The sequence below is a fragment of the Corallococcus sicarius genome (assembly GCF_003611735.1).
Classification (GTDB): domain Bacteria; phylum Myxococcota; class Myxococcia; order Myxococcales; family Myxococcaceae; genus Corallococcus; species Corallococcus sicarius.
This window is the reverse complement of the sequence record NZ_RAWG01000127.1, coordinates 1-25,540: the sequence shown is the minus strand read 5'-3', so window position 1 is coordinate 25,540 and position 25,540 is coordinate 1. Positions and strand designations below refer to the sequence as shown.

General features: G+C 70.7%; 22 protein-coding genes and 1 tRNA gene. 10 read left to right on the top strand and 13 right to left on the bottom strand.

The window, feature by feature from the left end; translation table 11 throughout:
- The 3 genes from D7X12_RS20410 to D7X12_RS20400 form a co-directional block, all read right to left on the bottom strand.
- A partial coding sequence (locus tag D7X12_RS20410; RefSeq protein WP_120626950.1) for a MupA/Atu3671 family FMN-dependent luciferase-like monooxygenase occupies positions 1–1,413 on the bottom strand: 1,413 nt, incomplete at its 3' end.
- A 24-nt stretch (positions 1,414–1,437) separates the two neighbouring features.
- The gene (locus D7X12_RS20405) at positions 1,438–2,925 is read right to left on the bottom strand and encodes a phytanoyl-CoA dioxygenase family protein (RefSeq protein ID WP_158620083.1); all 1,488 of its coding nucleotides are present in this window, start codon (positions 2,923–2,925) and stop codon (positions 1,438–1,440) included.
- A 95-nt stretch (positions 2,926–3,020) separates the two neighbouring features.
- Complete coding sequence (locus tag D7X12_RS20400; RefSeq protein WP_147443742.1) at positions 3,021–5,336, bottom strand: M20/M25/M40 family metallo-hydrolase; 2,316 nt, start codon at positions 5,334–5,336, stop codon at positions 3,021–3,023.
- A 164-nt stretch (positions 5,337–5,500) separates the two neighbouring features.
- Between D7X12_RS20400 and D7X12_RS20395 the strand changes: the two genes are divergently transcribed.
- Positions 5,501–5,842, top strand: a complete 342-nt coding sequence (locus tag D7X12_RS20395) for a helix-turn-helix domain-containing protein (RefSeq protein WP_147443741.1) — start codon at positions 5,501–5,503, stop codon at positions 5,840–5,842.
- A complete protein-coding gene (locus D7X12_RS20390) occupies positions 5,839–6,375 on the top strand; it encodes a hypothetical protein (protein ID WP_120626947.1) in 537 nt (178 codons plus the stop codon). The genes D7X12_RS20395 and D7X12_RS20390 overlap by 4 nt, the downstream gene beginning before the upstream one ends.
- 72 nt (positions 6,376–6,447) lie before the next feature.
- On the opposite strand, the gene D7X12_RS20385 is transcribed toward D7X12_RS20390, so the two are convergent.
- Together D7X12_RS20385 and D7X12_RS20380 are read right to left on the bottom strand one after the other, a co-directional pair.
- Positions 6,448–6,520 (bottom strand) — tRNA-Phe (locus D7X12_RS20385).
- A gap of 90 nt (positions 6,521–6,610) precedes the next feature.
- Complete coding sequence (locus tag D7X12_RS20380; protein ID WP_120626946.1) at positions 6,611–7,414, bottom strand: sigma-70 family RNA polymerase sigma factor; 804 nt, start codon at positions 7,412–7,414, stop codon at positions 6,611–6,613.
- Positions 7,415–7,537: 123 nt separating this feature from the next.
- Here D7X12_RS20380 and nhaR point away from each other — a divergent pair, with 123 nt between their 5' ends.
- Complete coding sequence (gene nhaR / locus D7X12_RS20375; protein ID WP_120626945.1) at positions 7,538–8,437, top strand: transcriptional activator NhaR; 900 nt, start codon at positions 7,538–7,540, stop codon at positions 8,435–8,437.
- 6 nt (positions 8,438–8,443) lie between these two features.
- Here the strand turns inward: nhaR and D7X12_RS20370 are convergent, their stop codons facing one another.
- Together D7X12_RS20370 and D7X12_RS20365 are read right to left on the bottom strand one after the other, a co-directional pair.
- Entirely contained in the window at positions 8,444–10,036 is a 1,593-nt protein-coding gene (locus D7X12_RS20370) for an amidohydrolase (RefSeq protein ID WP_120626944.1), read from the bottom strand.
- Positions 10,037–10,187: 151 nt separating this feature from the next.
- Positions 10,188–10,415, bottom strand: a complete 228-nt coding sequence (locus tag D7X12_RS20365) for a hypothetical protein (protein WP_120626943.1) — start codon at positions 10,413–10,415, stop codon at positions 10,188–10,190.
- A 231-nt stretch (positions 10,416–10,646) separates the two neighbouring features.
- Here D7X12_RS20365 and D7X12_RS20360 point away from each other — a divergent pair, with 231 nt between their 5' ends.
- Entirely contained in the window at positions 10,647–12,035 is a 1,389-nt protein-coding gene (locus D7X12_RS20360) for an NfeD family protein (RefSeq protein WP_120626942.1), read from the top strand.
- Entirely contained in the window at positions 12,032–12,868 is an 837-nt protein-coding gene (locus tag D7X12_RS20355; protein WP_120626941.1) for a slipin family protein, read from the top strand. Before D7X12_RS20360 ends, D7X12_RS20355 begins: the two co-directional genes overlap by 4 nt.
- 71 nt (positions 12,869–12,939) lie before the next feature.
- On the opposite strand, the gene D7X12_RS20350 is transcribed toward D7X12_RS20355, so the two are convergent.
- Together D7X12_RS20350 and D7X12_RS20345 are read right to left on the bottom strand one after the other, a co-directional pair.
- Positions 12,940–13,455 carry a peptidylprolyl isomerase gene (locus tag D7X12_RS20350; protein WP_120626953.1) on the bottom strand — a complete coding sequence of 172 codons (516 nt, stop codon included), beginning with the start codon at positions 13,453–13,455 and terminating at the stop codon, positions 12,940–12,942.
- Positions 13,456–13,671: 216 nt separating this feature from the next.
- Entirely contained in the window at positions 13,672–14,163 is a 492-nt protein-coding gene (locus tag D7X12_RS20345; RefSeq protein ID WP_120626952.1) for a DUF2721 domain-containing protein, read from the bottom strand.
- A 116-nt stretch (positions 14,164–14,279) separates the two neighbouring features.
- Between D7X12_RS20345 and D7X12_RS20340 the strand changes: the two genes are divergently transcribed.
- The 4 genes from D7X12_RS20340 (at position 14,280) to D7X12_RS20325 (ending at position 19,361) form a co-directional block, all read left to right on the top strand.
- Positions 14,280–14,762: a MerR family transcriptional regulator gene (locus tag D7X12_RS20340; RefSeq protein WP_120626940.1), complete on the top strand. Its 483-nt coding sequence runs from the start codon at positions 14,280–14,282 to the stop codon at positions 14,760–14,762.
- Positions 14,759–17,449 carry a VIT domain-containing protein gene (locus D7X12_RS20335; RefSeq protein WP_120626939.1) on the top strand — a complete coding sequence of 897 codons (2,691 nt, stop codon included), beginning with the start codon at positions 14,759–14,761 and terminating at the stop codon, positions 17,447–17,449. The genes D7X12_RS20340 and D7X12_RS20335 overlap by 4 nt, the downstream gene beginning before the upstream one ends.
- 97 nt (positions 17,450–17,546) lie before the next feature.
- The gene (locus D7X12_RS20330; RefSeq protein WP_120626938.1) at positions 17,547–18,683 is read left to right on the top strand and encodes a hypothetical protein; all 1,137 of its coding nucleotides are present in this window, start codon (positions 17,547–17,549) and stop codon (positions 18,681–18,683) included.
- Between the two features lie 36 nt (positions 18,684–18,719).
- On the top strand, positions 18,720–19,361 hold the full coding sequence (locus D7X12_RS20325; protein WP_120626937.1) for an LURP-one-related family protein: 642 nt from the start codon (positions 18,720–18,722) through the stop codon (positions 19,359–19,361).
- A gap of 3 nt (positions 19,362–19,364) precedes the next feature.
- Here D7X12_RS20325 and D7X12_RS20320 read toward each other — a convergent pair whose 3' ends face one another.
- Positions 19,365–19,664, bottom strand: a complete 300-nt coding sequence (locus D7X12_RS20320; protein ID WP_244224668.1) for a YkvA family protein — start codon at positions 19,662–19,664, stop codon at positions 19,365–19,367.
- A 102-nt stretch (positions 19,665–19,766) separates the two neighbouring features.
- Complete coding sequence (locus D7X12_RS20315) at positions 19,767–20,813, bottom strand: ABC transporter ATP-binding protein (RefSeq protein ID WP_120626935.1); 1,047 nt, start codon at positions 20,811–20,813, stop codon at positions 19,767–19,769.
- A gap of 212 nt (positions 20,814–21,025) precedes the next feature.
- On the opposite strand from D7X12_RS20315, the gene D7X12_RS20310 reads away from it, so the two are divergent.
- On the top strand, positions 21,026–21,664 hold the full coding sequence (locus D7X12_RS20310; protein WP_120626934.1) for a nuclear transport factor 2 family protein: 639 nt from the start codon (positions 21,026–21,028) through the stop codon (positions 21,662–21,664).
- Positions 21,665–21,764: 100 nt separating this feature from the next.
- Here D7X12_RS20310 and gyrA read toward each other — a convergent pair whose 3' ends face one another.
- Together gyrA and D7X12_RS20300 are read right to left on the bottom strand one after the other, a co-directional pair.
- On the bottom strand, positions 21,765–24,638 hold the full coding sequence (gyrA, locus tag D7X12_RS20305) for a DNA gyrase subunit A (RefSeq protein WP_120626933.1): 2,874 nt from the start codon (positions 24,636–24,638) through the stop codon (positions 21,765–21,767).
- Positions 24,639–24,864: 226 nt separating this feature from the next.
- Positions 24,865–25,533, bottom strand: a complete 669-nt coding sequence (locus D7X12_RS20300; protein WP_120626951.1) for a tetratricopeptide repeat protein — start codon at positions 25,531–25,533, stop codon at positions 24,865–24,867.
- Positions 25,534–25,540 lie beyond the last annotated feature (7 nt).

Sequence of the window (25,540 nt, the reverse complement as noted above, 5' to 3'; positions counted from 1 at the left end):
CACCTGCCCCGCCCCGGCCTCCACGTCCCCCGCGAGCGCCGTCGCGATCAACACCCCGAAGCAGCTGTCGAGCAGCGCCGGGTGCGCCGGGTAGCGGCCCAGGTCCGCGCGCAGGGACGCGGGAAGCTCCAGCTCCGCGAGCGCTTCATCAGCACTGCGCCACAGCCGCGTGACGAGCCGGAAGCCCGGCCCATGGTCGCCTCCGGCCTTCAGCAGGCGCGCATAGAACGTCTCACCCGCGAGCACCTCCTCCGCGCGGGAGCGCAGCGCCTCCAGCGAAGGCGCCGCCGGGGGCGCCTGGATGGGGGGCGCCGTCAGGGGCGCGGGCCGGCTCCTCGGGGGCGCCGCGCACAGCTCGCGCAGGCGCAGCAGGGAGTGGAGGCCTTCGAGCACCTCGCCCGGCTCGTCGACGAAGTCCACCAGACAGGCAATCTCGCCGACGCCCAACGCCGTCAGGCTCCGCACCAGCGGGACGCACTTCTCCGGAGTGCCGAGCAGGGCGTGTCCCGAAAACAACCGCTCGAACTGGTGGTCGACGAGCGCCTCGATGTCGCTCTCCGTGAGCAGGGACAGGTCCATCGCCCTGCCCCGGCTGTGGGCGCTCGCCTGGAGCAGGGGCGCGTTCGCCAGCAGGTAGCGACGGAACGCCGGACGGGCCTGGGCGCGCACCCGCGCTTCGTCATCCCCGAGGAACGTGTGCAGCATCACCGTGACGGTGCCGCCGTCCTCGGGAAGCCCCACCCGCTGACGGCCCCGGCGGTAGGCGGCGATCCTCCCCGCCAGCACCTCCAGGTCCTGATCCACGAGGTGGGTGAGGACGTTGGTGCCCATGGCCCCGGCGGTCTCGAACGTCGCGGCGGAGCCCGTCGACGTGAGCCAGGTGGGCAACGTGCGCTGGAGCGGCGTCGGGAAGATGCGCACCTCATGGTCGAGCCCATCACCGCCGGGCAGGCTCACCGGCTGACCGCTCCACAGCCGGCGCACCGTCTCCACGCCCTGGAGCATCACGCGGCGCCGGTCCTCGTAGGCTTCGGGCGCGAGCGTGAAGTCGCCCGGGTGCCACCCCGAAGCGAACGACGCCACCACCCGTCCGCCGGACAGGTTGTCCACGACGGCGAGCTCCTCCGCGACGCGCACCGGGTGGTGGAGCGGGACCACGATGCTCCCCGCGCCCAGCCGCAGGTTGCGCGTCTCGCGCGCCAGCGCCGCCAGCAGCAACGAGGGCTGCGGGAAGAGCCCGCCCAGGGGCGTGAAGTGGCGTTCGGGCACCCAGATGCCGCGCAGGCCCTGGGTGTCCGCGAAGCGGGCCGCGTCGAAGAGCAGCCGGTACTTGTCACCCCGCCCCTCGCCGCTCGCGAAGAAGGACAGACTCCAGTCGACAGCAGGGCCACTGCTGGGGCTTCGCGCGTTCATGTGTGCCGTCTTCCCTTTTCCAGATCAGCCCGCGGAGCGACGTCCCGTTCGCACCGCACTACTTCCCGGCTCCGGCAGGGCCGCCGCTTCCAGTCGGAGCCGCAAGCTGGCGTGGAGCTGCCAGGGCCCGGCGCCTTCCGCGGGGCGGCTGTGCACGCGCACCGCCGCGCCCTCGCCCTCGCGCTGGAGCGACAGCTGGATCCGCCGCGCCGCGTCCTCCTGGAGCACGAGCGCGTGGTGGTACTCGACCTGTTCGACGGACACCGGACGGCGGCCGAGCACCTCCCCCGCCGCCGCGAGCGCCATCTCCACGTACGTCACGCCAGGGATGAGGACCGACCCGAGCACCCTGGCGCCCCCGAGCAAGGGGACCGTCCGCGCATCCAGGCGGTTCTCCCAGCAGTGGAGTCCCGGAGCATCGGCCCGGTCCAGCAATCGCTCTCCCAGCAGGCCATGCGCGCGAGGGGCCAGGCCCGCGAGGAGCGCCCCGGCCTCATCGTGAAGACAGGCATTGGCGCGGTTGAGCTTCCGGCCCGACAGCAGCACGCAGCGGTGCCGCGAGATGTCCAGGTTGGTTCCGTCGATGAAGTCGCCCCGCAGGCGGCCGGGGTAGACGAGCGTGTCGGATGTCGTCACCCGGCAGTTGATGGCGATCCGGTCGCTCGCGGTGCCGTTCGGGAGCAGCGCGTGCAACGTCCGCTCCGAGAAGATGACGAAGTCGCCCTTCTTCATCGTCAGCGTGGCCAGGCTCTCCGCCGGGACGTCGAAGGGAAGCGGATTGGCGGCCTGGAGGCTGGCCAGCCAATTCCTGACATAGGTCTTCAGCGCGTCCCGCGACAGGAGCTGGGCATCGATGCCGTCGAACATCCGGGACGTGTCGGTGTCGAGCACCAGCCGGTTCTCCCGGGCCCGCTCCACCAGCGTCGCCACATCCGGCTCCCCGATGAAGGGATCCTGGAAGAACGCCGAGTCCACCATCGGCACCATCCGGATGGGATAGCGCGTCTTCTGCGAGCCCCGGACGAAGCGCAGCGGTCCGGTGTCCGGCGTGATGTCATCCAGCGCCACCCAGACCGTGAGGTTCCACCAGTCCCCACCGACGCTGGTGGGGATCAGCGCCGGGCGGTCGTTGCCAATCTCCTCGCCATTGAACCAACCCCACTCCTGGTGCCAGCCGCCCTCCCCATCCCCCGGTGCCTGGTGGATGACCTTCGAGCGCCAGAGGAGCAGGTCCTCCCCCGCGAGCTGCTGGAGGCGCCGGACGATGGCGGGATGCGTGAAGAGGCGCATCGCCAGGGGCGACGCCAGGTGCCAGTCGCGCACCGAGAACCGTCCATAGAGCGGGTGGCTCCGGTTGTTCGACACCAGGTCGTCCAGCTCACGCCGCAGCGCATCGATTTCGTCGATGGGTAGAAACCGGGGGAGCGGGCCGACAAACCCATCCCGTTCAAAATCACGCTGCTGCTGCTCCGAGAGACTGAGCTCCCACGGGTGCTGCCCCCCGGCATGCATGCGGATCCTCGCAGGTAGGGGCAAAACGCTAACAGGCGGTTTTTCTTGCCGCCAATGGCCAGATGGGCAGGTCTCTGTCCAACCCCATACACTGATCAGAAGCCGAAGCGCTGTGAGTTGAAGGTCGAGCCCGCCAGGTAGAACGGCACGCTCATCAGGTCCGGGGCCTCGTGCGAGCCCGGCAGCGAGTAGGTCCGGTCGATGACGCGCAGTTCGACGGGACGCGCGTCCGCCAGTTCGAGCACGAGCTCGAAGCCATCGGAGGGGAGCCCCAGGTAGCGGAAGCTCCACGGTCGCCGTTCGTTCGACAGGTGGGGCGGAGACTCCACGACGTCACGCCCATCGATGCGGGCCCGGACGACCGTGGTCTCCGACGCCACGTAGACCGTCAGCTCCGGGGCCTGTCGCGCGGAGCGGACCTTGAGTCGCAGACGTCGCCCGGAGCCCGCTGGCTCCTCGTGGAGGAGCTCCAGTGTCGGGGCCGGAAGGGGCTCCACCGGAGCACTGCCGGCCCGGGTGACGTCGCCCAGGTCATAGGGGCTGAGGACGCCCGGCGCGGGGCGCATCGTGTCCGACGGGAAGAGGCGGGCGTGGGCCGCGGGCGGTTCGTCATCCGTGGTCAGCCACCAGGCCTGTCCTGAAGCCTGATCCACCGCGTACGTGAGCCCCGAGGGCCGGGGCTTCTCCGCCGAAAAGCCAGACCTGCCGAGCCCGACGCCCAGCAGGGCCACGCCCATGAAGGCCAGCAGCCCGGCGAGACGGAAGGACCGGCCCGCGCCCAGCAGCTCGAGCTGGGGCAGCAGCGCGCCCATCATCAGCGCCACCGCGGTGACGGCCATGTAGCCGCGCGGCAGCTGGAGGGCGACGAACACCAGGAACGGGGCTGGAACGGCAATGGCAATCACAGGCACCGCGGCGAGCAGCAGTCCCCCCAGGGCCACGAAGGAGCGTCCGGTGCGCCGGGCCCAGGACAGGGCCGCGAGCCCCACCAGCGCGCCCGCGAGCGGCCACGCGAACAGGTAGCTGACCCCGGGGGCCAGCACGCTGGACACCGCGAGCAGGACACTCCAGGAGACGAGGGCCCCGAGCGCGACCTCCTCCGCCGGTCGCCAGCGTCGCAGCAGGCGGTACAGCGCCGCCGTCAGCCCCGCGCCCGTCCCCGTCAGCCCGAGTCGGTACCACGTGGCGTCATAGGGGTCCCGCATCATCACCAGCGACGGATCCACGCGGCGAAGCACGAACAGCACGACGTACGTCGCGGCTGTGGCGAGGACGATGATGGCGAGAAAGCCGAGCGCGCTGAGCGCGATGCCCCGGAAGGTGGCGACGCCCGAACGTCGGGCGCGAACCATGAGGGCGACCTGGGCCAGCAGGAGGAGCGCCGCGAGGGGAAGCACGAGGAAGCCGGGGTAGCGGACCATCCAGCCCAGGAGCACATCGAAGAAGACCGCGTCCTCCGCCTGGAGCTGACGCAGGTCGCGGTCACCGAACGTGCGCCCCAGCGCGAGCGCATACATGCCCATGTGCTGCACGCTGCGCAGGTCCAGTTGGTCCAGCCGGTCCTGGGACGTGTGGTAGTGCGACGAGGAGTCGGTGAAGCCGAAGTTCATCGCCGGCACGCCCGCCTCGCGGAAGACGCGCAGGTCGGTGGAGTGTCCGAGCCGACGAGCCACCTCCGGGAACAGCGAGGACGCCGCGGGCCGGGGAACCGACTCCGCGAGCGCCTGGATGAGGCGGGCGTTGCCCTTGCTGGTTTCGTAGAGGACGGTGGCGCCGCTGGCACCGCGTGAGTCGAAGTTGAGCACCATGCCCACGTCGCGGGCCCACGGGTGCTGCGCATGGAACGCCTGGGCGCCCAACGCGCCGGCCTCCTCCACGTCGGTGAAGAGGAAGATGAGGTCATTGCGCAGCGGGCCCGTGGCCTTCAGCGCGCGGAGCGTCTCCAGGAGCACGGCGACCCCGGAGGCGTCGTCACCGGCCCCGGGGCTGTGCGGCACGGAGTCATAGTGCGCCATGAGCAGCACGGCGCCGGTCGAATCGGTCCCGGGCAGGCGCGCCATCACGTTGTCGGCGTGCGCGGCGTCGTAGGGGATTCCCCACCACGTGCTGACCACCGACGTCGACTGCACCTCGCCCTTCAAGCCCAGCTCGGAGAGCCGGCGCAGCAGGTACTCCCGGGCCTCGCGGTGCGCCGGAGTGCCGGCGGGGCGGGGCGCGCGCGTGAGGGCCTCCAGGTCGGTGCGGGCACGCTCGGCGGAGAACTGCTCGGGGGCGGCCTGCGCGCCCATGACGCGGGGCGGGGCCAGGTCCCACAGCTTCAGGACGATGAGCAGCACCAGCCATGCGCCCACCAGCAGGCGCCAGGAGGGAGCAGCGCGAGCAGGGGCGTCAGTGGGCTTCAGGTCGTTCACGGGGCGGATCACGGGAGGTGTTGTTTATGTAAACCACTTTGGTCTACATTTACACACAATCACCGATTACCTCACCGCGCGCCGAGTGCCGCTATGGCCAAAATCCCTGGCACCATCACCAAGAACGTTGGCAATATCACCAAGAAAATGGGTAGGTTTGCCTCGTGCTCGAAGATGGTTCCCGGCTCTTTGGTACTTCGACCAGGACGGCGGTGCTCGTGGCCACCCGCCTGCTCGAAGAAACCTATCCCAGCGAGTTGGCGGCGCTGCTCGGCGTACGCCCGTACACAGTCCAATCCATTCTGGCGTCGCTCGAACGGGAAGCGATCATCGTCAGTCGGTTGATGGGGCGAACGCGTGCGGTCTCCCTGAACCCTCGATACTTCGCGCACGCCGAGCTCAGCGCGCTGCTCTGGAAACTCGGAGAGCACGACAGGGACCTTCAGTCCAAGCTCGCCGCGCGACGGCGCCGTCCCCGCCGCGCTGGCAAGCCGGGGCTCTCGTGATCGAGCCCACGTCTTCGCTCACGGACATTGCCTTCGCCGTGTGCACAGCACTGGATCGCCAGGGCTTCCACGCGGTGCTCACGGGCGGAAGCGCGGCGACCTACTACGCGCCAGAGGCGTACCAATCAGGAAACCTCGACTTCGTGATCACACTCAGGGGAACGGGAGGAGAAGCGGCGCTGGCTGCGCTCGGCTTCACCAGGAAGGGAGACTTCTACCGTCACCCACGCTCCCACTTCCTTTTGGAGTTTCCGAACGGGCCGCTGGCGGTGGGGGACGACCTGATCAAGAGCTGGAGCACCGTCCGTCGTGACGACGAGGTGCTGTACGTCCTGTCGCCCACCGACTCATGCCGTGACCGACTCGCGTCCCTTCTCTTCTGGAACGACTTCAGCGGCCTGGAACAGGCGATCGCCGTCTTCCACGCACAGGCCAATGAAGTGGACCTGAACGTCATCAAGGACTGGTGCCGGCGCGAGGGTCACAGCCAGAAGTTCGGCCTGGTCGTGTCACGCATTGGCGCCGCTACCTGACGATTCCACCCGCGGACAAAAGAAAGGGCGCCAGACCGGAGTCTGACGCCCTGAACTCTTCGTGCTGTCTTGTGCCCAAGGGCGGAATCGAACCACCGACACGGGGATTTTCAGTCCCCTGCTCTACCGACTGAGCTACTTGGGCGTGCTGCGCAACGCGAACGGCAGCGCCGATTTACGGGGCCTTGCCCCGGCCGTCAACCTCTTTCCACGGGGCCTGTCCCTCCCCCAGCGATCAGGCCGCCAGCCGCAGGGCCTCGCCGTCCCAGGCCGTGCACCCCGCCGTCAGCCGCTGGCGCAGCTTCTGGCGCAGCCCCTGCTCAATCTGCCGGATGCGCACCGCCGTCACCCCGAAGCGCCGGGCCAGCAGCTCCGCGCTCACCCCGTCCTCCACCAGCATCCGCTCCTTCACCAGCGCCTGCTCCCGCGCGTCCAGCTCCGGCCAGGCCTCCGCCACGCTCTGGTGGAGCTTCCGCGCCCACACGTCCCGGTCCGCCAGGTCCTCCTGCGAGTCCAGGTCCGACTCCAGCATGTCCAGCTGCGTCACCTCGCCCTCCCAGCCCAGCGGCGCGTCCAGTGACACGTCCCGGCTCAGCGCCTCCGACCCCCGCGTCACCTCCTCCTCACGCTTCCCCAGGGACTCGGCCAGCCGCTTGAGCACCTCCGGGTGACCCTCGCCCCACCGGGCCTCCAGCCGCGCCCGCTCCCGCCGCAGCTGGAAGACAATCCAGGGCGCCCGGCCCCCCGCCATGCTCCAGGTGCGCGACACGTAGGCCCGGATGCGCGCGCGGATCCACTGCTGCGCGTAGGCCCCGAACGGGACACCCCGCTCCTCGAACCGGCGCGCCGCCTCCACCAGGCCCACGTTGCCTTCCGACACCAGCTCTTCCAGCGACAGGCCCGTCCAGCGGTACTTCCACGCCAGACGCCGGACCAGCTCCAGGTGCCCCCGCACCCGAGACTCCACTTCAGCCGCATCCACCCCGGACTCCACACCACCCTCCACCGTGGACACGCGCTCCTCGTAGATGGCTTCCATGAACGCACCTCCCCAATCAGTCCGCCGCACTCCCATCGCGCGGTGACAGGCGTAGAGATAAGCGGGGGGCATCCATAAAAAAATAAGCTAGTTTGGATGAAACCCTTCGGTTATTCCTAAGTCATGGCGTGGCTCAACTATCACCATCTCCTGTATTTCTGGACGGTTGCGCGGGCGGGCAGCATCGCCAAGGCGAGCGAGGAGTTGCGCCTCGCCCAGCCGACCATCAGCACGCAGATCAAGCTCCTCGAGGAGTCCCTGGGCCACCAGCTCTTCGAGCGCAAGGGCCGCAAGCTCGTCCTGTCCGACGTGGGCCGCACCGTCATGCGCTACGCGGATGAGATCTTCCGCCTGGGCAACGAGCTGAAGAACGTCGTCTCCGGCCTGCCCACCGGGCAGCAGCTGCGCCTCAACGTGGGCGTGCTGGACGTCATCCCCAAGCTCGTCGCCGAACAGCTGCTCAAGCCCGCGCTCGACGCCGGGCCCTCGCTGCGCATCATCTGCCGCGAGGGCCCCCTGCCCCAGCTGCTCGCGTCGCTGGCACTGCATGAATTGGACGTGGTGCTCGCGGACGCGCCCGGCTCCGAGCCCGTCAGCGTCCGCTCCTTCAACCACCTGCTGGGCAAGTGCGGCGTGACGTTCTTCGCCGCCGCGTCGCTCGCGCACCTGCGCAAGGACTTCCCCCAGTCCCTCAACGGCGCGCCCATGCTGCTGCCGTCCGAGGAGTCCTCGGTGCGCCGCTCGCTGGACCTGTGGTTCGAGCGCCGGGGCATCGTGCCCGTCATCGCCGGTGACTTCGACGACAGCGCCCTGCTCCAGGCCTTCGGACAGAAGGGACACGGCATCTTCGCCATGCCCTCCATCATCGACGCCGAGGTGCAGCGGCAGTTCAACGTCACCGCCATCGGGCACACCGACGAAATCGAGCAGTGCTTCTACGCCATCACCGTGGAGCGCCGCCTGCGCCACCCCGCCGTCGTTGCCATCGCCGAGGCCGCGCGCTCACACATCTTCGGCGGGTAATCACAATCACCCGGTGGCCCGGAACACCTCCGCGCCCGCCACCACCGTGGCCAGCACGCGCGCGTCCACCAACGCCGGTGCGGGCCCCTCCAGCGGATCCGCCGACAGCGCGACGAAGTCCGCGTCCAGGCCGGGCTTCAACCTGCCGCGCCGCGCCTCCTCGAACGAAGCCCACGCGGGCCCCACCGTGAAGCCCTCCAGGGACTCGGCCGCGCTCAGGCGCTCGTGCGGCCACCAGCCGCCCTCGGGCCAGCCCTTCGCGTCCTGCCGCGTGCGCGCCGCGTAGAGCCCCGCGAGCACGTCCGGGTTCTCGATGGGGAAGTCACTGCCCAGCGCCAGGTGCGCGCCCGCGTCCTTCAGCGTGCGCCACGCGTAGGCGCCCTTCAGTCGCTCGCGCCCCAGCCGCGTCTCCGCCCAGGGCATGTCACTGGTCGCGTGCGTGGGCTGCACGCTCGCCACCAGCCCCGCGGCGCCCAGCCTGCGGATGTCCTCCGGACGGAGGATCTGCGCGTGCTCCACGCGGTGGCGCAGGGCCTTCGTCCCCGTCCGCTCGGCGCCGCGCAGGAGCACGTCCACCACCAGCGTGTTGGCGCGGTCCCCGATGGCGTGGATGCACACCTGGAAGCCCCGGGCCATGAAGGCCTGGGCCCGTGCCTCGAGTTCCTCGGGCGCGAGCAGCAACAGGCCCCGCTGGCCGGGTTCGTCGCTGTAGTCCTCGTGCAGCGCCGCGCCGCGACTGCCCAGCGCTCCATCCGCCAGGAACTTCACCGCGCGCATCGTCAGGTGACGCCCCTGCCAGGGCCCCTGCTCCAGGTAGGCGTGGCGCTCGTCGCCCTGGCCCGCGGCCATCGCGTACACGCGCAGGGGCAGCGTCCCCGCCGCGTCCCAGGCCTGCAACATGCGGAAGGCGCCCAGGTCCATGCCGGCGTCGTGCACGCCCGTGAGCCCCACCTGGGCACAGCGCTCCAGCGCGGCGCGCAGCCGGGTCTCCAGTTGCGCGGGCGTGGGAGCAGGCATCGCCGCGGCCACGGCGTCCATCGCGTTGTCCACCAGCACGCCGGTGGGCTCGCCCCTCGCGTCCCGGAGGATGCGGCCCCCTTCCGGATCCGGCGTGTTCCGCGTGATGCCCGCGCGGCGCAGCGCTTCTCCGTTCACCCACGCCGCGTGATGATCCACGCGCGTGAGGAACACCGGCGTCGTGGGGAAGCGCGCATCCAGCTCCGCGCGGCCCGGGAACGCGGCGCCGGGCCACTCGTTCTGATCCCAGCCCTTGCCGATCAACCAGTCACCCTGGAAGCTCGACGCGGGCGCTCGCGACAGCCGATGGAGGACGTCCTCCTCCGAGGGTGACTTCTCCAGGCGCACCGTCGTCAGGCTGCGTCCCAGGCCGTGCAGGTGCGCGTGCGCGTCCACCAGTCCGGGCACCACCGTGGCCGCGCCCAGGTCCACTTCGCGCGCGCCGGGACCCGCGGCGGCGCGCACCTCCGCGAGCGTTCCCACCGCGAGCACCCGCCCGTCACGCACCGCCAGCGCCTCCGCGCGCGGACGCTCCGGATCCAACGTCCACACCCGCTCCGCCCTGTAGACCGTGGTCTCCACCGTGCGCCCTCCTGGCGTTGCTCCTGCGTCGCGCACCTCGCGACGCCGGAGCCCGGGAGCCTGGACCGTATGGCACGCGTGTTCCCGGCGGAAACCCTGTTCGCGCGGCGGACCCGTGACACGGGGGGCCCGTGTCACGGAGGGGCCCGTGTCAGGGAGGGGACTCCCCCTCTTCGGGGGTGCCACCATCCACGCCCGGCGCATTGATGGGGCTGCCGGGGCCAGGGGGTTCGTCAGGCACGTTCTGCATGGGCTCGCGGGCCGTGTCCGGACCCTGGATGGGTTGCTGGTCCTCCGTTCCAGGAGGCTGGGTGGTCTTGCAGGCCACCGCTCCAGCGGTCAGGCCCAGAGCAGCGATGAGCAGCACGGCACGACGCATGAAACCTCCTGGCGAAGTTCGAGAGCGACCCTAGGGAGGTGCGTCCTCCCCCAGCAACGCGCATCCCCTGCAACGTCCACCACTGGATGCCCAGGCGAGACCGCGGGCCCTCCCTGGTCGGATGCCCTCCAGGCCCTCGGCTTCGCGACCCTGTCGCCCACGGCGCCGATGCGCACCGTTGGCGCAGTCCGTGTGCGGGATGGATGTGCGCACCGGAAGGAAGCGGCTGCCATGAGGGAGCACGTCGACAGAGCGTCGGAGCCCTTCCGTTTCGCGGAGGCCCGACACCGTCGCGGGCGCTGGGGCTGGCTGGTCATCTGCCTCTTCTTCGTGTTGGGCCTCTGCGCTTCAGCGGCCCCCGCGGCCTCTTCGTCGCCCATCGCGCGGTGCGAGCTGGAGGGCGTGGTGGACGCCGGTTCCGGCGCGTACCTGGCGGACTGCGTGAAGCGCGCGGAGGAGATGGGGGCCCAGGCGCTGCTCGTGCGGCTGGACACCCCGGGTGGCTCGCTGGAGGCCACGCGCGCCATCGTGCGTGCCTTCCTGGGCTCGCATGTGCCCGTGCTCGTCTGGGTGGGGCCGTCCGGCGCGCATGCGGGCAGCGCGGGCGTCTTCATCGCGCTCGCCTCGAACGTGAGCGCCATGGCGCCCGGGACGAACATCGGCGCCGCGCACCCGGTGGGAGCCGGAGGCGAGGACGTCGAGCAACTGGGCGGCGAACAGCTTGCCCGGAAGATCGAGAACGACACCGTCGCCTTCGCGGAAGGCATTGCGCGCCAGCGGGGCCGCAACTCCGAGTGGGCCGCGGCGGCCGTGCGCGAGAGCGCCAGCGTCCCCGCCGACCGCGCCGTGGAGCTCCGCGTGGTGGAGTTCGTCGCCCCCACCGAGGCCGCGTTCCTCACCGCCGTGGACGGGCGCCGCGTGGAGGTCGCGGGCGGCGACACGGTGACGCTCTCCACGCGCGAGGCCCGCATCGAGTCGCTGGCGCCGGGGCTTTCCCAGCGCGTGGTCCATGCGCTCGCGCACCCGTCCATCCTCTACCTGCTGTTCCTCGTCGCGGCGCTGGGGCTGGTGATGGAGCTGTCCCATCCCGGCGCGGTGGTGCCGGGGCTCGTCGGCGTCGTGGCGCTGGTGCTCGCGCTGATTGCATCGGCCACGCTGCCGGTGCGCACCGGCGCGCTGGTGCTGATGCTCGTGGGCGTGGGGCTGATCATCGCGGAGCTCTTCATCACCAGCGGCCTGCTGGGCGCCGCGGGCACGGGCCTGCTGATATTGGGGGGCGTGTTCCTGGTGGACCGCTTCGAGCCCGGCTGGTTCGTGGAGCCGTCCTTCCGACCGACCTGGGGCGTCATCCTGCCCACCGCCCTGCTCTTCGCCGGGGCCGCGGCCTTCCTCGCGTACCGCAGCGCCCAGACGCGCAAGCTGCCGCAGCGGGGCGGTGACGCGGGGCTCGTCGGCGAAGCGGGCACGGCGCTCGGGCCCGTCACGCCTTCGGGCGGCGAGGTGTTCGTCCACGGCGAGCGCTGGCGCGCCGTGTCCTTCCAACCCATCCATGAGGGCGCGCGCGTCGTGGTGCGCGCCGTGGAAGGGCTCACCCTCACCGTCACGGAGGCGATGCCATGAATGACCTGTTCGGCGCGCTGGGCTTCCTCATCCCCGTGGTCCTGCTGTTCCTCCTCTTCATCTCCGGCGTGCGCATCGTCACCGAGTACCAGAACGGCGTCGTGTTCCGGCTGGGCCGCTTCGTGGGCCTCAAGCGCGCGGGCTTCCGCTGGCTCATCCCCTTCATTGAACGCATGGTCATCATCGACCTGCGCACCGTGGCGCGCGACGTGCCCCCGCAGGACGTCATCACCAAGGACAACGTCAGCGTGAAGGTGAACGCCGTCGTCTACTTCCGCGTCATCCAGGCGGACAAGGCCGTGCTCCAGGTGGAGGACTACCTCTACGCCACCAGCCAGATCGCGCAGACCACGCTGCGCGCCATCCTGGGCCAGGTGGAGCTGGACGAGCTGCTGTCGCAGCGCGAGCGCATCAACCACGAGCTGCAACAGGTGCTGGACGCGCGCACCGACCCGTGGGGCGTCAAGGTGTCCAACGTGGAGGTGAAGCACATCGACCTGCCGCTGGAGATGCAGCGGGCCATCGCGCGTCAGGCCGAAGCGGAGCGCGAGCGCCGCGCGAAGATCATCGCCGCCGAGGGCGAACACCAGGCCGCCGAGAAGCTCTCCCTGGCCGCGGAGGTCATCAGCCGCAACCCCGCCACGCTCCAGCTGCGCTACCTCCAGACGCTGGTGGAGATCACCGGCGGCGGCAACCACACCATCCTGCCCATTCCGCTGGACCTGCTGCGCACCCTCGGCGCCATGGGCACCCGGCCCTCCCGGCCCGAGCCGTCACGGCCCGGGCGCGAGGAGGAGGACGAGGACGCTTCGCCCGGACATGGCCTGTCCTGAACGACAAAGGTCCACCCGCGCGTGACGCACGGGTGGACCTCTTCACATCACATCGGACGGACCGCCGTGGATTACAGCTGGCCGCTGTCCGCGATGACGACGGGCTGGCGCGTCGCGCCGGACTGCGAGCCCACGGCTTCGATCTTCTTCACGACGTCCATGCCCTCGACGACCTTGCCGAAGACGACGTGCTTGCCGTCGAGCCACGGCGTCGGGACGGTGGTGAGGAAGAACTGCGAGCCGTTGGTGTTGCGGCCGGCGTTGGCCATGGACAGGAAGCCCGGGCCCGTGTGCTTGTGCTTGAAGTTCTCGTCCTCGAACTTCTCACCGTAGATGGACTCGCCGCCCGTGCCGTTGCCAGCGGTGAAGTCGCCGCCCTGGCACATGAACTGCGTGATGACGCGGTGGAAGGCGGAGCCCTTGTAGTGCAGCGGCTTGCCACTGCGGCCCACGCCCTTCTCACCCGTGCACAGGGCGCGGAAGTTCTCCGCGGTCCTGGGAACGTCGTCGGAGAACAGCTCCATCACGATACGGCCGGCGGGCGCTCCACCGATCGTCATGTCGAAGAAGACCTTGGTGTTTGCCATGTTCACGTGCTCCACGGTGCGGGTTGAGCCAGAGGCTTGAAAATCAGCGCGATGCTGGGCGGTTCGGGCAGGGACGTACCAGACACGACCGTCGCGAAGGCAGCAGCTAGCACCCTCCGCGTGCGCTGCGGAACAAATCCCGTCACCTTCCCGCCCCCCGCACCCCGAAGTCCGGGACGCACCCCGGCCCTCCGAGCATGAGGCCGACCCCGGCGCTCAGGCCCCTGACGCACCCGGGGGCGACCCGTCGCGGAAGAGCTCCGCGCGCTCCAACGCGATGGCGCGGCGACTCAGGCGCAGCGACGCGAGCGCGAACACCGCCATGGTGCCCAGCAGCAGCACGCCCAGGGAGAAGGACGCCACCGGCAGCTCCTCCGGCACCGGGAGGCTGCGGCGCAAGAGGTACAGCAGCGACGTGGCCACGAAGGACAGGAGCGCCGCGTAGGTGAAGCCGATGGCCTTCGCGAGGATGGCGTGGCGGCGGTCCATGATGGCCACCTCGTCGCGCAGGAGCGTCCGGCGCGGGTGGCCCTCCGGCAGCGTGCGCCACTCGCGGACCATGTCGCGCAGGCGCGACGTGATGCGGGAGATCTGATTGTCCAACCCCGTCGCCAGGATGCCGCACCCGGACACCATCACCGCGGGCGTCACCGCCGTGCCGATGAGCTGGATGGAGGAGAAGTCCACGCCGTCCATGACGCCGTTCATGCCCCCCTTCTGTCCCACCGTCCGCCCGGCCGCCACCCCGTCCCATCCCGACACCTGCACTGGCGAATCAACACTGACGACTTGACACCATGACTGTCGGAACCTACTGTCAGGGTGTGAGCACGCCCAAGACACAGACGGAGTGGAAGCTGACCACGCTGGCGGAGGCGGTCGGCGTTTCGCCGCGCACGGTCCGCTACTACGTCCAGCGGGGCCTCCTGCCGGCGCCCCCCTTCAAGGGACCGGACACGGTGTACGGCGAGGAGCACCTGGTGCGGCTCAAGGCCATCCGGGTGCTCCAGGCGCGGTTCCTGCCACTGGATGCCATCCAGGTGGAGCTGCTGCGGCTGTCGCCGGAGGAGCTGCGGCGGCTGGCGGAGACGCCGGTGCTGCCGGCGCCGCTCCCGGAGGAGCCCGCGCGGCTGACCGTGCGAGCCGCGGAGAAAGACCCGACGGTGGAGGTGGCGCGTTACCAGCGCTGGCTCCTGGCGCCGGGGTTGGAACTGCACGTGTCGGAGCAGGCGGAAGCGAAGGTCCGGGCGCTCGCGGAGCGGGTGCGCGCCCTCATCAAGGAATCCGAAGAAGGGAAGCAGTCATGAACGAGCAGGCGAAGTGTGGGCTGTTCACGCGCGACGGGGCCCAGGTGCCCCTCCAAGGGGTGGAAGTCTCCGGCGAGCTGCTCGGAGGCCACGCGCGCGTGCGGGTGACGCAGCGCTACCGCAACGACGAGAAGAAGCCGGTGGAGGCCGTCTACACCTTCCCCCTGCCCTCGGACGCGACGCTCAGCGCCTTCTCCATGACGTGCGCGGGCCGCCGCGTGGCGGGGGTGGTGAAGGAGCGCGAGGAGGCCTTCCGCGCCTACGACACCGCCATCACCGAGGGCCATGGCGCGGCGCTGCTGGACCAGGAGCGCCCCAACGTCTTCACCGCGCAGGTGGGCAACCTGCTGCCGGGCGAGGAGACGCTGGTGGAGGTGGAGTTCCTGCAGGCCCTGAGCTCGGAGGAGGGCAGCGTGCGCTGGATGCTGCCCACGCTGGTGGCGCCCCGGTACATGCCCGGCGCCGTGAAGGGGGACCGCACGGCGCACGGCAACGCGGCCCCGACGACGCGGGTGCCGGACGCGGACCGCATCTCTCCGCCCCAGGGGAACCCGGACTACGGGCTGCGGATGGACCTGCTCATCGACGTGGGCGGTGAGGTGGTGGTGGAGAGCCCGTCCCACGCCCTCGTCCTCACCCGGGAGGGCACCCGCACGCGCGTGAGCCTCCAGCGGGACCACGTGCGCCAGGGCGCGGGCGAGGTGACGCTGGACCGGGACGTGGTGCTGAACCTGCGCAACGCGAACCCGGACGTGATGCTCACCCCCGTGGTCGCCCACCGGAAGGCGGAGGGGCCGGGCACGTTCGCGCTCACGGTGGTGCCGGACCTGCTGAACCTGGCGACGGCGCCGCCCCGCCAGGAGGTGGTGTTCGTCGTGGACACCTCCGGCTCCATGGCCGGGGAAAGCCTGCCCCAGGCCCAGGCCGCGCTCAGGCTGTGCCTGCGCCACCTGCGCGAGGGCGACCGCTTCAACGTCATCGCCTTCGAGAACTCCTTCCGGAGCTTCGCCCCGGAGCCGGTGCTCTTCACCCAGCGGACGCTGGAGCAGGCGGACGCGTGGGTCGCCGCGCTGAATGCCCATGGCGGCACGGAGCTGCTGGAGCCGCTCGTCGCCGCGATGAAGGCCGCGCCGGACGGCGTGGTGGTGCTGCTGACGGACGGACAGGTGGGCAACGAGACGGAGATCCTCGAAGCGGTGCTCTCCGCGCGCAGGGCGGGACGGGTGTTCTCGTTCGGCATCGGCACCAACGTGAGCGACGTGCTCCTGCGCGACCTGGCGCGGCGCACGGACGGCGCGGTGGAGTTCATCCACCCCGGGGAGCGCATCGACGACAAGGTGGTGGCGCAGTTCTCCCGGGCGCTCGCCCCGCGCATCACCGACCTGGAGGTGCGCTTCGACGGCGTGGAGGCCAGTGAGCTGGCTCCGGCCACCCTGCCGCCGCTGGTGGACGGCACGCCGTGGACGCTCTTCGGGCGCTATGCGCAAGGGGGCACGGGCAGCGTGACGCTGAAGGGGCGCTCGGGCCGCGAGCCCTTCTCCCTCACGGTGCGGTTGGACCTGCCGTCCCTGTCGGACCGTCCGGTGGTGGAGAAGTTGTGGGCCGCCGAGCGCATCCGGGGCTGGCTGGACGCGGGCCTGCTGGGCCGGCGCGCGGACGCGATGAAGGACCGCATCGTGCGGCTCGCCATCGAGCACCAGCTCGCCACGAAGTACACGTCCTTCGTGGTGGTGGAGGAGCGCCAGGGCGAGCGCCGCGCGTCGGGTACGCCGGAGACGCGCGTCGTGCCGGTGAGCGCGCCGAAGGGCTGGAACATGTTCGGCAGCGCCGTGCCGGGCGCACTCGATGCTGACGACAGCGAGGCCGAGCGCATGCCCCTGCCGGGCCCGCCCATGAAGAGCATGCCCTCGAGGCTGGCGGGCAGCGCGGCGGCCCCGCCCAGGGCGTCCGGCCCCCGGGGAGGCGCCATGCCTCCGCCTCCTCCGGCCCCCGCGCCCGCGTCCTTCCAGGAGGAAAGGGATGGCGCCACGACGGGCTCCTGGGCAATCCCTGCGGAGCTGATGGATGCAGCCAAGGAGGCCCCCGGGGCTCCCCCAGCGGAGCGCGAAATGGCCAAGAAGAAGGGCGGCCTGTTGGGCCGGCTCATGTCCGCCGCGATGCCGCAGAAGCCAGCGGCCGCGCCGCGCGCGTCTTCCCTGGAGGGGTTCGCCCGGAAGGAGAAGGCGGAGCTCACGCCTCCGGCCTCCTACTCCATCCAGGACGTCGCCCTGCCCTCCGTGGCCGAAGCCGTGGGCGGCCTCGACTCCGAGGACCTGGGCGGCCTGCTGGGCCGGCAGCTCGCGAACGGCCTGTGGGACGACCACGGCCAGGGACCGGAGGCGGTGCGCCAGGCCCGCGCCACCGCGCGCATGTTGCTGGTGCTCCTGCGGCAGGGCATCACCAGCAGCCACCCGCTGCACGGCGCGCAGGTGAAGAAGGCCGTGGACGCGCTGCTGGCCCTGGCGCCGCAGCTCACCCAGGCCCCGGACGTGGCGGAGCTGGCGCTGGGCGTGGCGTGGCTGGTGGCGTCGGGCCCGCGCACGCGGGGCCGCATTGAACAGGCCGCGAAGCCGCTGCCCGGCCTGGGCGGACGGCTGGGGGACACGGCCGCGCTCCGCCAGCACGTGGAGACGCTCGCGACGCGGTAGGTCAGCGTGGCTTCACGACAGGCCCCGGCATTCCCAGGAGGAATGCCGGGGCCTGCTCTCCCGTCTTTTCGCGGGGGTCGGTTAGGGTGGCGGCGCCATGTTCCTCGCGCCCTTCGTCCTGGTCGTCCTCGTCGCCGCGCAGCCCGGAGCTTCCGGGCAGGGTGATGCCCCTTCGGCTCCACAGTCCGCCGCGCCCGCGGCGGCCATGCCCGCGCCGCCGCTCGTGGCGAGCCCGGACGCCTGCGCCGCCGAGTCGGACTACCTGGCCGGCTTCGATGCGCTGGTGCAGGGAGAGGACGCGCGCGCAGTGGAGTCACTGGAGCGGGTGCTGGAAGCCTGTCCGCAGCATCCGTACGCGCCGGAGCTGGCGCGGCTGGCGCGGGCACGGCTGAACCCCGGCGCGAAGCTGGCGCAAGAGACGCTCGCGCGGCCGCCGCAGGCGGAGGGCACCTCCCAGGGGGCGCGGGCGTCGCTGACCATCCTGCAGACGATGCACGGCATCACCCAGGGCATCCTGCTGTGCACCATCGCGGGCTGTGACGACTCGCGCGCGTACGTGGCGGTGTCGCTGCTGGGCGGCGGCGCGGGCACGGCGGCATCACTGCTGCTCACGAGGAGCGGGCTGACGCCGGGACAGGCGGCGGCCATCAACTCCGGCACGGTGTGGGGCTTCGGCTATGGCCTGGCGTCCATTGGTTCGTTCGACCTGGACGGGGACAACGCCATTGCGTCGGTGATGGTGGGGGCGCTGGGCTTCACGGGCCTGGGGCTGCTCATCGCGGAGTTCGCGCAGCCCACCGCGGGGCAGGTGTCGCTGGCGAACTCCGGCGGCCTCTGGGCGGGCGTGGTGGCGGGGATGTTGATGGCCACGAACAACAACGGCGATGAGCGCGTGTTCTTCGGCATCGAGCAGGGCGTGGTGGCCGCGGGCATCGTCACGTTCGCGCTGATTTCGCGCGACCTGGACATCTCCCACGGGCGGGTGCTGCTCATCGACGCGGGCGGCATCCTGGGCGGCCTGCTGGGGGCGAGCGTCTTGTTCCTGGTGGACGCGGAACAGGACGCGGACGTGTTCCTCGTGGGCACCAGCGTGGGGGTGCTCGCCGGCCTGGGCACCGCCACGTTCCTCACGCGTGATTATGATGCACGGGACGACGCACCGACCGTCACCGTCGCCCCCACGGCCATGGGCCGCCATGGCGGACTGGGGCTGACGATGCTCGGACAGTTCTAGCCCGCACCTCCTCTTTTCGCCGTCCCGGAGCCCGCCATGCCCGTCGAGTCCCAGGCGCTGACCCTGCTGCAAGGTGAGCGCACGCTGCGCGTGCGGCAGGTGAAGGAGTGGGGGGAGATCCTCATGGGGTTCGAGGGTCGCAACCGCTACGAGGTGGTGGGCGACGACGGGCGTCCGCTCTTCTTCGCGGGTGAGGTGGGCAGCGGCGTGGGGCTGTTCCTGCTGCGCAGCTTCCTCAAGGCGAAGCGCCCCTTCACGATGGAGCTCAAGTCCGCGCGCGGAGAGACGCTGCTGCGGCTTGTCCGGCCGTGGCGCTTCTGGCTGTCCCGGATGGAGGTGGAGGACGGCGAGGGCCGGCACCTGGGCAGCATCCAGCAGCGCTTCCGCTTCTTCACCCGCGCCTACGACGTGCTCGGGCCCCGGGGCGAAGAGGTGGCCCACCTGGCCGGGCCCTTCTTCCGGCCGTGGACGTTCGTCGTGGAGCAGCAGGGCCGCGAGGTGGGCACCATCGCCAAGCGGTGGAGCGGCTTCGGCAAGGAGATGTTCACGGACGCCGACAACTTCGGCGTCCGGTTCGACGGGTTGCACGACGCCCAGGTCCGGACCCTGGTGGTGGCCGCCACGTTCCTCATCGACTTCGTGCACTTCGAGAACAAGGGCGGCGGCAACAGCGACTGACGGCTAGCGGTGCCGGCGCAGCGTGGGCACCCGGGGCTGCCCCGCTTCGTCGCGCGGCAGGCCGTCCAGGGGCGCGCCCGTCGCCGAGCCCGTTGCGGAGGGGCGGTAGCGCTGCACCTCGCGCACCATGAAGAAGGCCGCGCCCGACAGCACGCCCAGGTCATCCAGCCAGCCCAGCAGCGGGATGAAGTCCGGAATCGCGTCCACCGGCGACACGAAGTACAGGACGGCCAGCAGTCCCGCCAGCTTCCGCCACGTCCCCACACCCGGGTCGCGCACGTACTGGAAGAAGCGGGTTCCCATTCCTCGAAGGCCTACGATGTTCATACCCCTCCCTACGCATGGGGGGCCCGGGTGATTGCATTTCCCGTGCCCTTCGCCTGCACGCCTGCTGTCCAGGCAGGCCTAGACGTTCGTCTCTTCCAGCACCTCCGCGCGGCCCACGACCTCCAGGCGGGCGCGGCTTCCTTCGCGCAGCGGTGACGCCGGGCCCGCGCGCACGACGAGCGCCATGCCCGCGCAGGACACGGTGAAGTCCACGTGCGCGCCCCGGAAGGCGCGCTCCAGCACCTCGGCGCGCAGCGCGCCTCCCACCGCCACGCCGTCGGTGTCCGGCGTGAGCTTCAGCGCTTCGGGCCGCAGGGACAACATCACCTGGCCGCGCGCGTCGGCGTTCAGCGGCAGGTTGCCCAGCGCGGTGCGCGCGACGCGGCCGAAGCCCGAACCGGGCAGCAGGTTGGTGCCGCCCAGGAAGTACGCGGCGAAGGCGGTGCGCGGCGCTTCGTAGACGGCTTCGGGCGTGCCCTGCTGCTCCACGGTGCCCGCGCGCAGCAGCACCAGCCGGTCCGCGAACGCCAGCGCGTCGCCCACGTCGTGCGTGGCGAAGAGCACCCCAGCGCCCCGCGCCTTGAGCACGCGGCGCCACTCCGTGAGGAGCGCGGCGCGCAGCCCGGCGTCCAGCCCCGCGAAGGGTTCATCCAGCACCAGCAGCTTCGTCCCGGACGCCAGCGCGCGGGCGAGCAGCACCCGCTGCCGCTGTCCCCGGGAGAGCGTCCCGCAGGTGCGCGCCTCCAGGTCCTCCAACTGGAACAGCGCCAGCAGGCCCCGCGCGTGCGCCACGCCCTCGCCCTTCGGCTGCGCGTCCATCACCACGTCGCGCACCGTGAGGCCCGGCGCGAGCTCCGCGTCGTGGAGCACGCGGCGCAAGGGGCGCTGCTCAGGGGGCACGAACACATCCGGGCCCGCGACCACGCGCTCCTGCACGGTGACGGTGCCCGAGGACGGCTGCTCCAGCCCCGCCACCAGGCGCAGCAGCGCCGTCTTGCCGGAGCCGGAGGAGCCCAGCAGCGCCAGCGCCTCACCCGGCTCCAGCGTCAGCGACACGTCCCGCACCGCCGGGGAGGCGCCGCCGGGATACGTCAGGGAGAGGGAGTCGAGCGAGAGCAGGGGCATGACAGCAGCCACACTACGGTGCGCCTCCGGCCGGGCAAAGCACCGCGTCCAGCGGCTGGGCGATGCCCGACGCTCGGCGCCCGTGTCCACCCACGCGCCATCCTTCCCACCCGACTGTCCACGCGTGGGGCGAAGCCTGCATGGCCCCCCGCGCCGCGCGCGACGGGATTAGGCTCCCGCCGCCTTCCTTCCCCTCGTTGCCGGGAGTCCCCATGTCGCGCCTGTTTGTCGCCTGTGCCGTCCTGCTGGGAACAGCCTCCGCCTTCGCCCAGGCCCCCACCGCCGCGCCTGCCCCGCCGCCCAAGGCCGCCCCGACGGCGCCCGCGGCGACGAAGCCGAACCCCATCCAGATCTCCGGCGAGCGCACCCAGGCCGCGCTCGCCCAGCTCCCCGCGCCGAAGCCCGAGGACGTGAAGTCCGTCGACGCCATCCTCAAGGCGCTCTACGACGTCATCAGCGGCCCCGCGGGGACGCCTCGCGACTGGGCGCGCTTCCGCTCCCTCTTCCATCCCGGCGCGACGCTGGTGCCGCTGGTGCACACCCAGGCCGCCCCCGGACTCCACGCGCGCCCCATCTCGCCGGACGAATTCGTCGCCATGGGCACGGCCGCCGCCACCGCGCGCGCCTTCTACGAGAAGGAGACCGCGCGTCAGACGATGGGCTTCAGCGACCTGGTGCACGTGATGAGCACCTACGAGACGCGCGAAGCCAAGGACGGCCCCCTCGTCGCCAAGGGCGTCAACAGCATCCAGCTCTTCAACGACGGCCAGCGCTGGTGGGTGATGCACATCGTCTGGGTGGACGAGAAGACCGCCGGCATCAAGGTGCCCAAGGACCTCACCCGCAAGTAGTCCCCGAGCCCCTTCGCGCAAAGCAAGAGGGCCGGGACCCGGAGCGCATCCCGCGCCCCGCTCCCGACCCTCCGGTACCTCACGACGTGCTGCCCGGCGCTCAGCCTTCGGAGCCGGGCTCGCTGCCCGCATCCTCCGAGCCCACAGCCGGAGCCGCCGCGTCATCGAACGGCGTCGCGTCCGCGGAAGCCTCCGCCGCCGGAGCCGTGCCCGAAGCCGCGTCCACCGGAGAGGTGGCCTCCGCGCCCTCGGTCTCCTCCTCCGACTCCTCGCCTTCGGGCAGCTTGGAGATGGCCATCACCTTCTCCTCGCCGTTCTCCAGCGCGATGAGGCGCACGCCCTGCGTGTTGCGGCCGATGACGGAGATCTCCTTCACCTTCATGCGGATGAGCATGCCGCCGTTGGTGACGATCATCACCTCGTCGGTGTCCTTCACCTGCACCACGCCCACCACGCGGCCGTTCCGCTCGGTGGTCTTGATGTCGATGATGCCCTTGCCGCCGCGGCCCTGCTGCCGGTACTCGGTGTCCTGCGTGCGCTTGCCGTAGCCGTTCTCCGTCACGGTGAGGATGGCGCTGTCGCGCTCCACCGCCGGCACCTGCTCCGTGGCCGTCTCCGCGCCGGCTTCCGTCTCCGGCTCCGGCTTCACCACGGCCTTCTCCGGCTCCATCAGGTCCGCGCCCACCACCTCGTCACCCTCTTCCAGGGTGATGCCCTTCACGCCGTAGGCCTGACGACCCATGGAGCGCACGTCGCTCTCCGGGAAGCGGATGCTCATGCCGGAGGCCGTGGACAGGAGGATGTCCTTCGTCCCGTCGGTGATCATCACGCCCACCAGCTCGTCGCCGTCGTCGATGCCCAGCGCGATGATGCCGCTCGCACGCACGCTGTCGAACGCGCTCAGGTCCGTGCGCTTCACCACGCCCTTCTTCGTGACGAAGAAGACGTAGCGGTTCTCCGGGAAGTCGCGCGTCACCAGCACCTGCGCCAGCCGCTCGCCCTCGCCGAACTGCACCAGGTTCACGATGGCCTTGCCGCGCGACGTCCGGCTGCCCTGGGGAATCTGGTACACCTTCAGCGAGTACAGCTTGCCCTTGGTGGTGATGGGCATCAGGTACGCGTGCGTGCTGGCCACGAACACCTTGGTGACGAAGTCGTCCTCCTTCGTCCCCGCGCCCGTCTTGCCGCGCCCGCCGCGCTTCTGCGCGCGGTACTCCGACAGGGGCGAGCGCTTCACGTAGCCCGTGTGCGAGAGGGTCACCACCATCGTCTCCTCGGCGATGAGGTCCTCGTTGGTGAACTCGTCCACCGCGCCGCTGATTTCCGTGCGGCGCTTGTCACCGTAGCGCTCGCGGATCTCCATCAGCTCCGCCTTGATGACGCTCAGCAGGCTGTTCTCGTTGGCGAGGATGTCCTGCAGCCGGATGATGTCGCGCGCCAGCTCGATGAGTTCGCGGAACAGCTCCTCGCGCTGCAGGCCGGTGAGCCGCTGCAAGCGCATCTCCAGGATGTTCTGCGCCTGACCCTCGCTGAAGCCCGCGCCCTCGTACTTGTGCGCGAGCCCCCCGTAGGACGGCTCCTCGTTGCGGGCGCGGCTGACCAGCATCTCCATCTGCGCCTTGGCCTGCGCGTAGTCGATGCGCTGCAGGTCCTTGAAGTGCTCGCGCGTGTAGAGCTCCGGCGACAGGATGTTCATCAGGCCCCAGCGGGCCTCGTCCGGGTCGCGCGACGCGCGGATGAGGCTGACCACCAGGTCGATGAGGTCCTGCGCCACCAGCAGGCCTTCGACGATGTGCATGCGCGCCAGCGCCTTGCGCAGCTCGAAGCGCGTGCGGCGCGTGACGACATCGCGGCGGTGCGCGATGAAGCGGTCCAGCATCTCCTTGAGGTTGAGCGTGCGCGGCTGCCCGCCGTCGATGGCGAGCATCACCACGCCGAACGTCGTCTCCAGCTGCGTCATGGAGAAGAGGTTGTTGAGCACCACCTGGGACATCGCATCGCGCTTGAGCTCGATGACGATGCGCATGCCCTGCCGGTCACTCTCGTCGCGGATGTCGCTGATGCCCTCCAGCTTCTTCTCGCGCACCAGCTCGGCGATCTTCTCGATGAGGCGCGCCTTGTTCACCTGATAGGGCAGCTCCGTGACGATGATGGCCTCACGGTCGCCCTTCTTGTTCGCTTCGATCTCCGTGCGCGAACGAATGGGGATGGAGCCCCGGCCCGTCTCGTAGGCACGCATGATGCCTTCGCGGCCGGTGATGATGGCCGCGGTGGGGAAGTCCGGCCCCTTGATGAACTCCATCAGGTCGCGGACGGTGCAGTCCGGATTTTCGATGAGGTGCAGCGTGCCCGACACCACCTCCGACATGTTGTGCGGAGGGATGTTGGTGGTCATGCCCACCGCGATGCCGCTGCTGCCGTTGACGAGCAGGTTGGGGAACTTGGCCGGCAGGACGAGCGGCTCTTCCAGCGAGTCGTCGTAGTTGGGCCCGAACTCGACGGTCTCCTTGTCGATGTCCGACAGGAGCTCCTCCGCCAGTCGCTCCATGCGCACTTCGGTGTAACGCATGGCGGCCGGCGAATCGCCGTCCACCGAGCCGAAGTTGCCCTGGCCGTCCACCAGCAGGTAGCGAAGGCTCCACTCCTGCGCCAGGCGCACCATGGCGTCGTACACGGACGAGTCGCCGTGCGGGTGGTACTTACCGATGACGTCACCCACCACGCGCGCGCTCTTCTTGTAGGCGCGGTTGTGGAGGTTGCCCAGGTCGTTCATCGCGAAGAGGACGCGACGGTGCACGGGCTTGAGGCCGTCGCGCACGTCTGGCAGCGCGCGGCCGATGATGACGGACATCGAGTAGTCGAGATACGAACGGCGCATCTCGTCTTCGATGTTGATGGGAATGAGCTCTCCGGCGCCGCTCGACGGAGGAGGCGCGGAAGGCGTTGCCGGCGTGTCGGTGGTGTCGTCAGCCATGGGCTCTGGAAGGTGCGGACGGGCCCCTCACGTGGGGGGCTCCGCCCGATGGGAGAGTGTTCGTAACCCCTGGATTTCCCTCAGTCAACAGGGGAAACAGGGGGCATGTGCCCTGGCTGCCCGCCCGCCCGGTTCCAGGCGGGGGAAGAGGCCATTCCAGGGGCTCGATTTCAACACGCGGGCGGTGCGTTTTCAGCCCCGCGGAACGCGTGTTTCTGGACGTTTTTCAGCCCTTGGGACGGAGGCTCTGGGACAGCCGTTCGGCCTCCGCGCCCACGCCGCCTTCGGGGTCCTTCTTCTTCGCCATGTCGAACGCGGCCAGGGCCCCTTCGCGGTCGCCCTTGAGCTTCAGCGCCACGCCCACGTTGAGGTGCGCGGCGGGGTTGTCCCGGTCCATGGACAGGGCCTCGCGGAACAGCGTGAGCGCCTGGTCCACGTCACCGGACAGGAGCGCTTCACGGCCCGCCTGCACGCGCTTGTCCGCGTCGTTGACCAGCTCCACCTCGAACACGCTGCGGCCCACGACGTTCGCCACCAGCATGCGCAGGATGCCGCCCCAGTAGAACGAGAGCCCCTCGGCGGCGACGACGGCGGCCAGGGGCAGGTCGGGCAGCAGCTGCTTGCCCCGGAACTTGAAGCGGACCTTGGTGTAGCGGCCCTTGTTGGTCCAGTGCACCAGCTCGCCCTGGAGCTTCTTGAGGCCGGCCTCCAGCTGCGCGGGGTCGATTTCGAAGGGCAGCACCCGGCCCTTCGGCTCACCGGCGGGCAGGCGCTTGCGGTCCTCTTCGCGGGGGTCTGCCAGGGGCTCGGTGCCGGGCCCGGACTCGAAGACGGGTTCGGCCTCCAGCACGGGCGGCTTCGGGGCGGACGAGGAGGCGCGGCGGGGCGGCTCCACCTTGGAC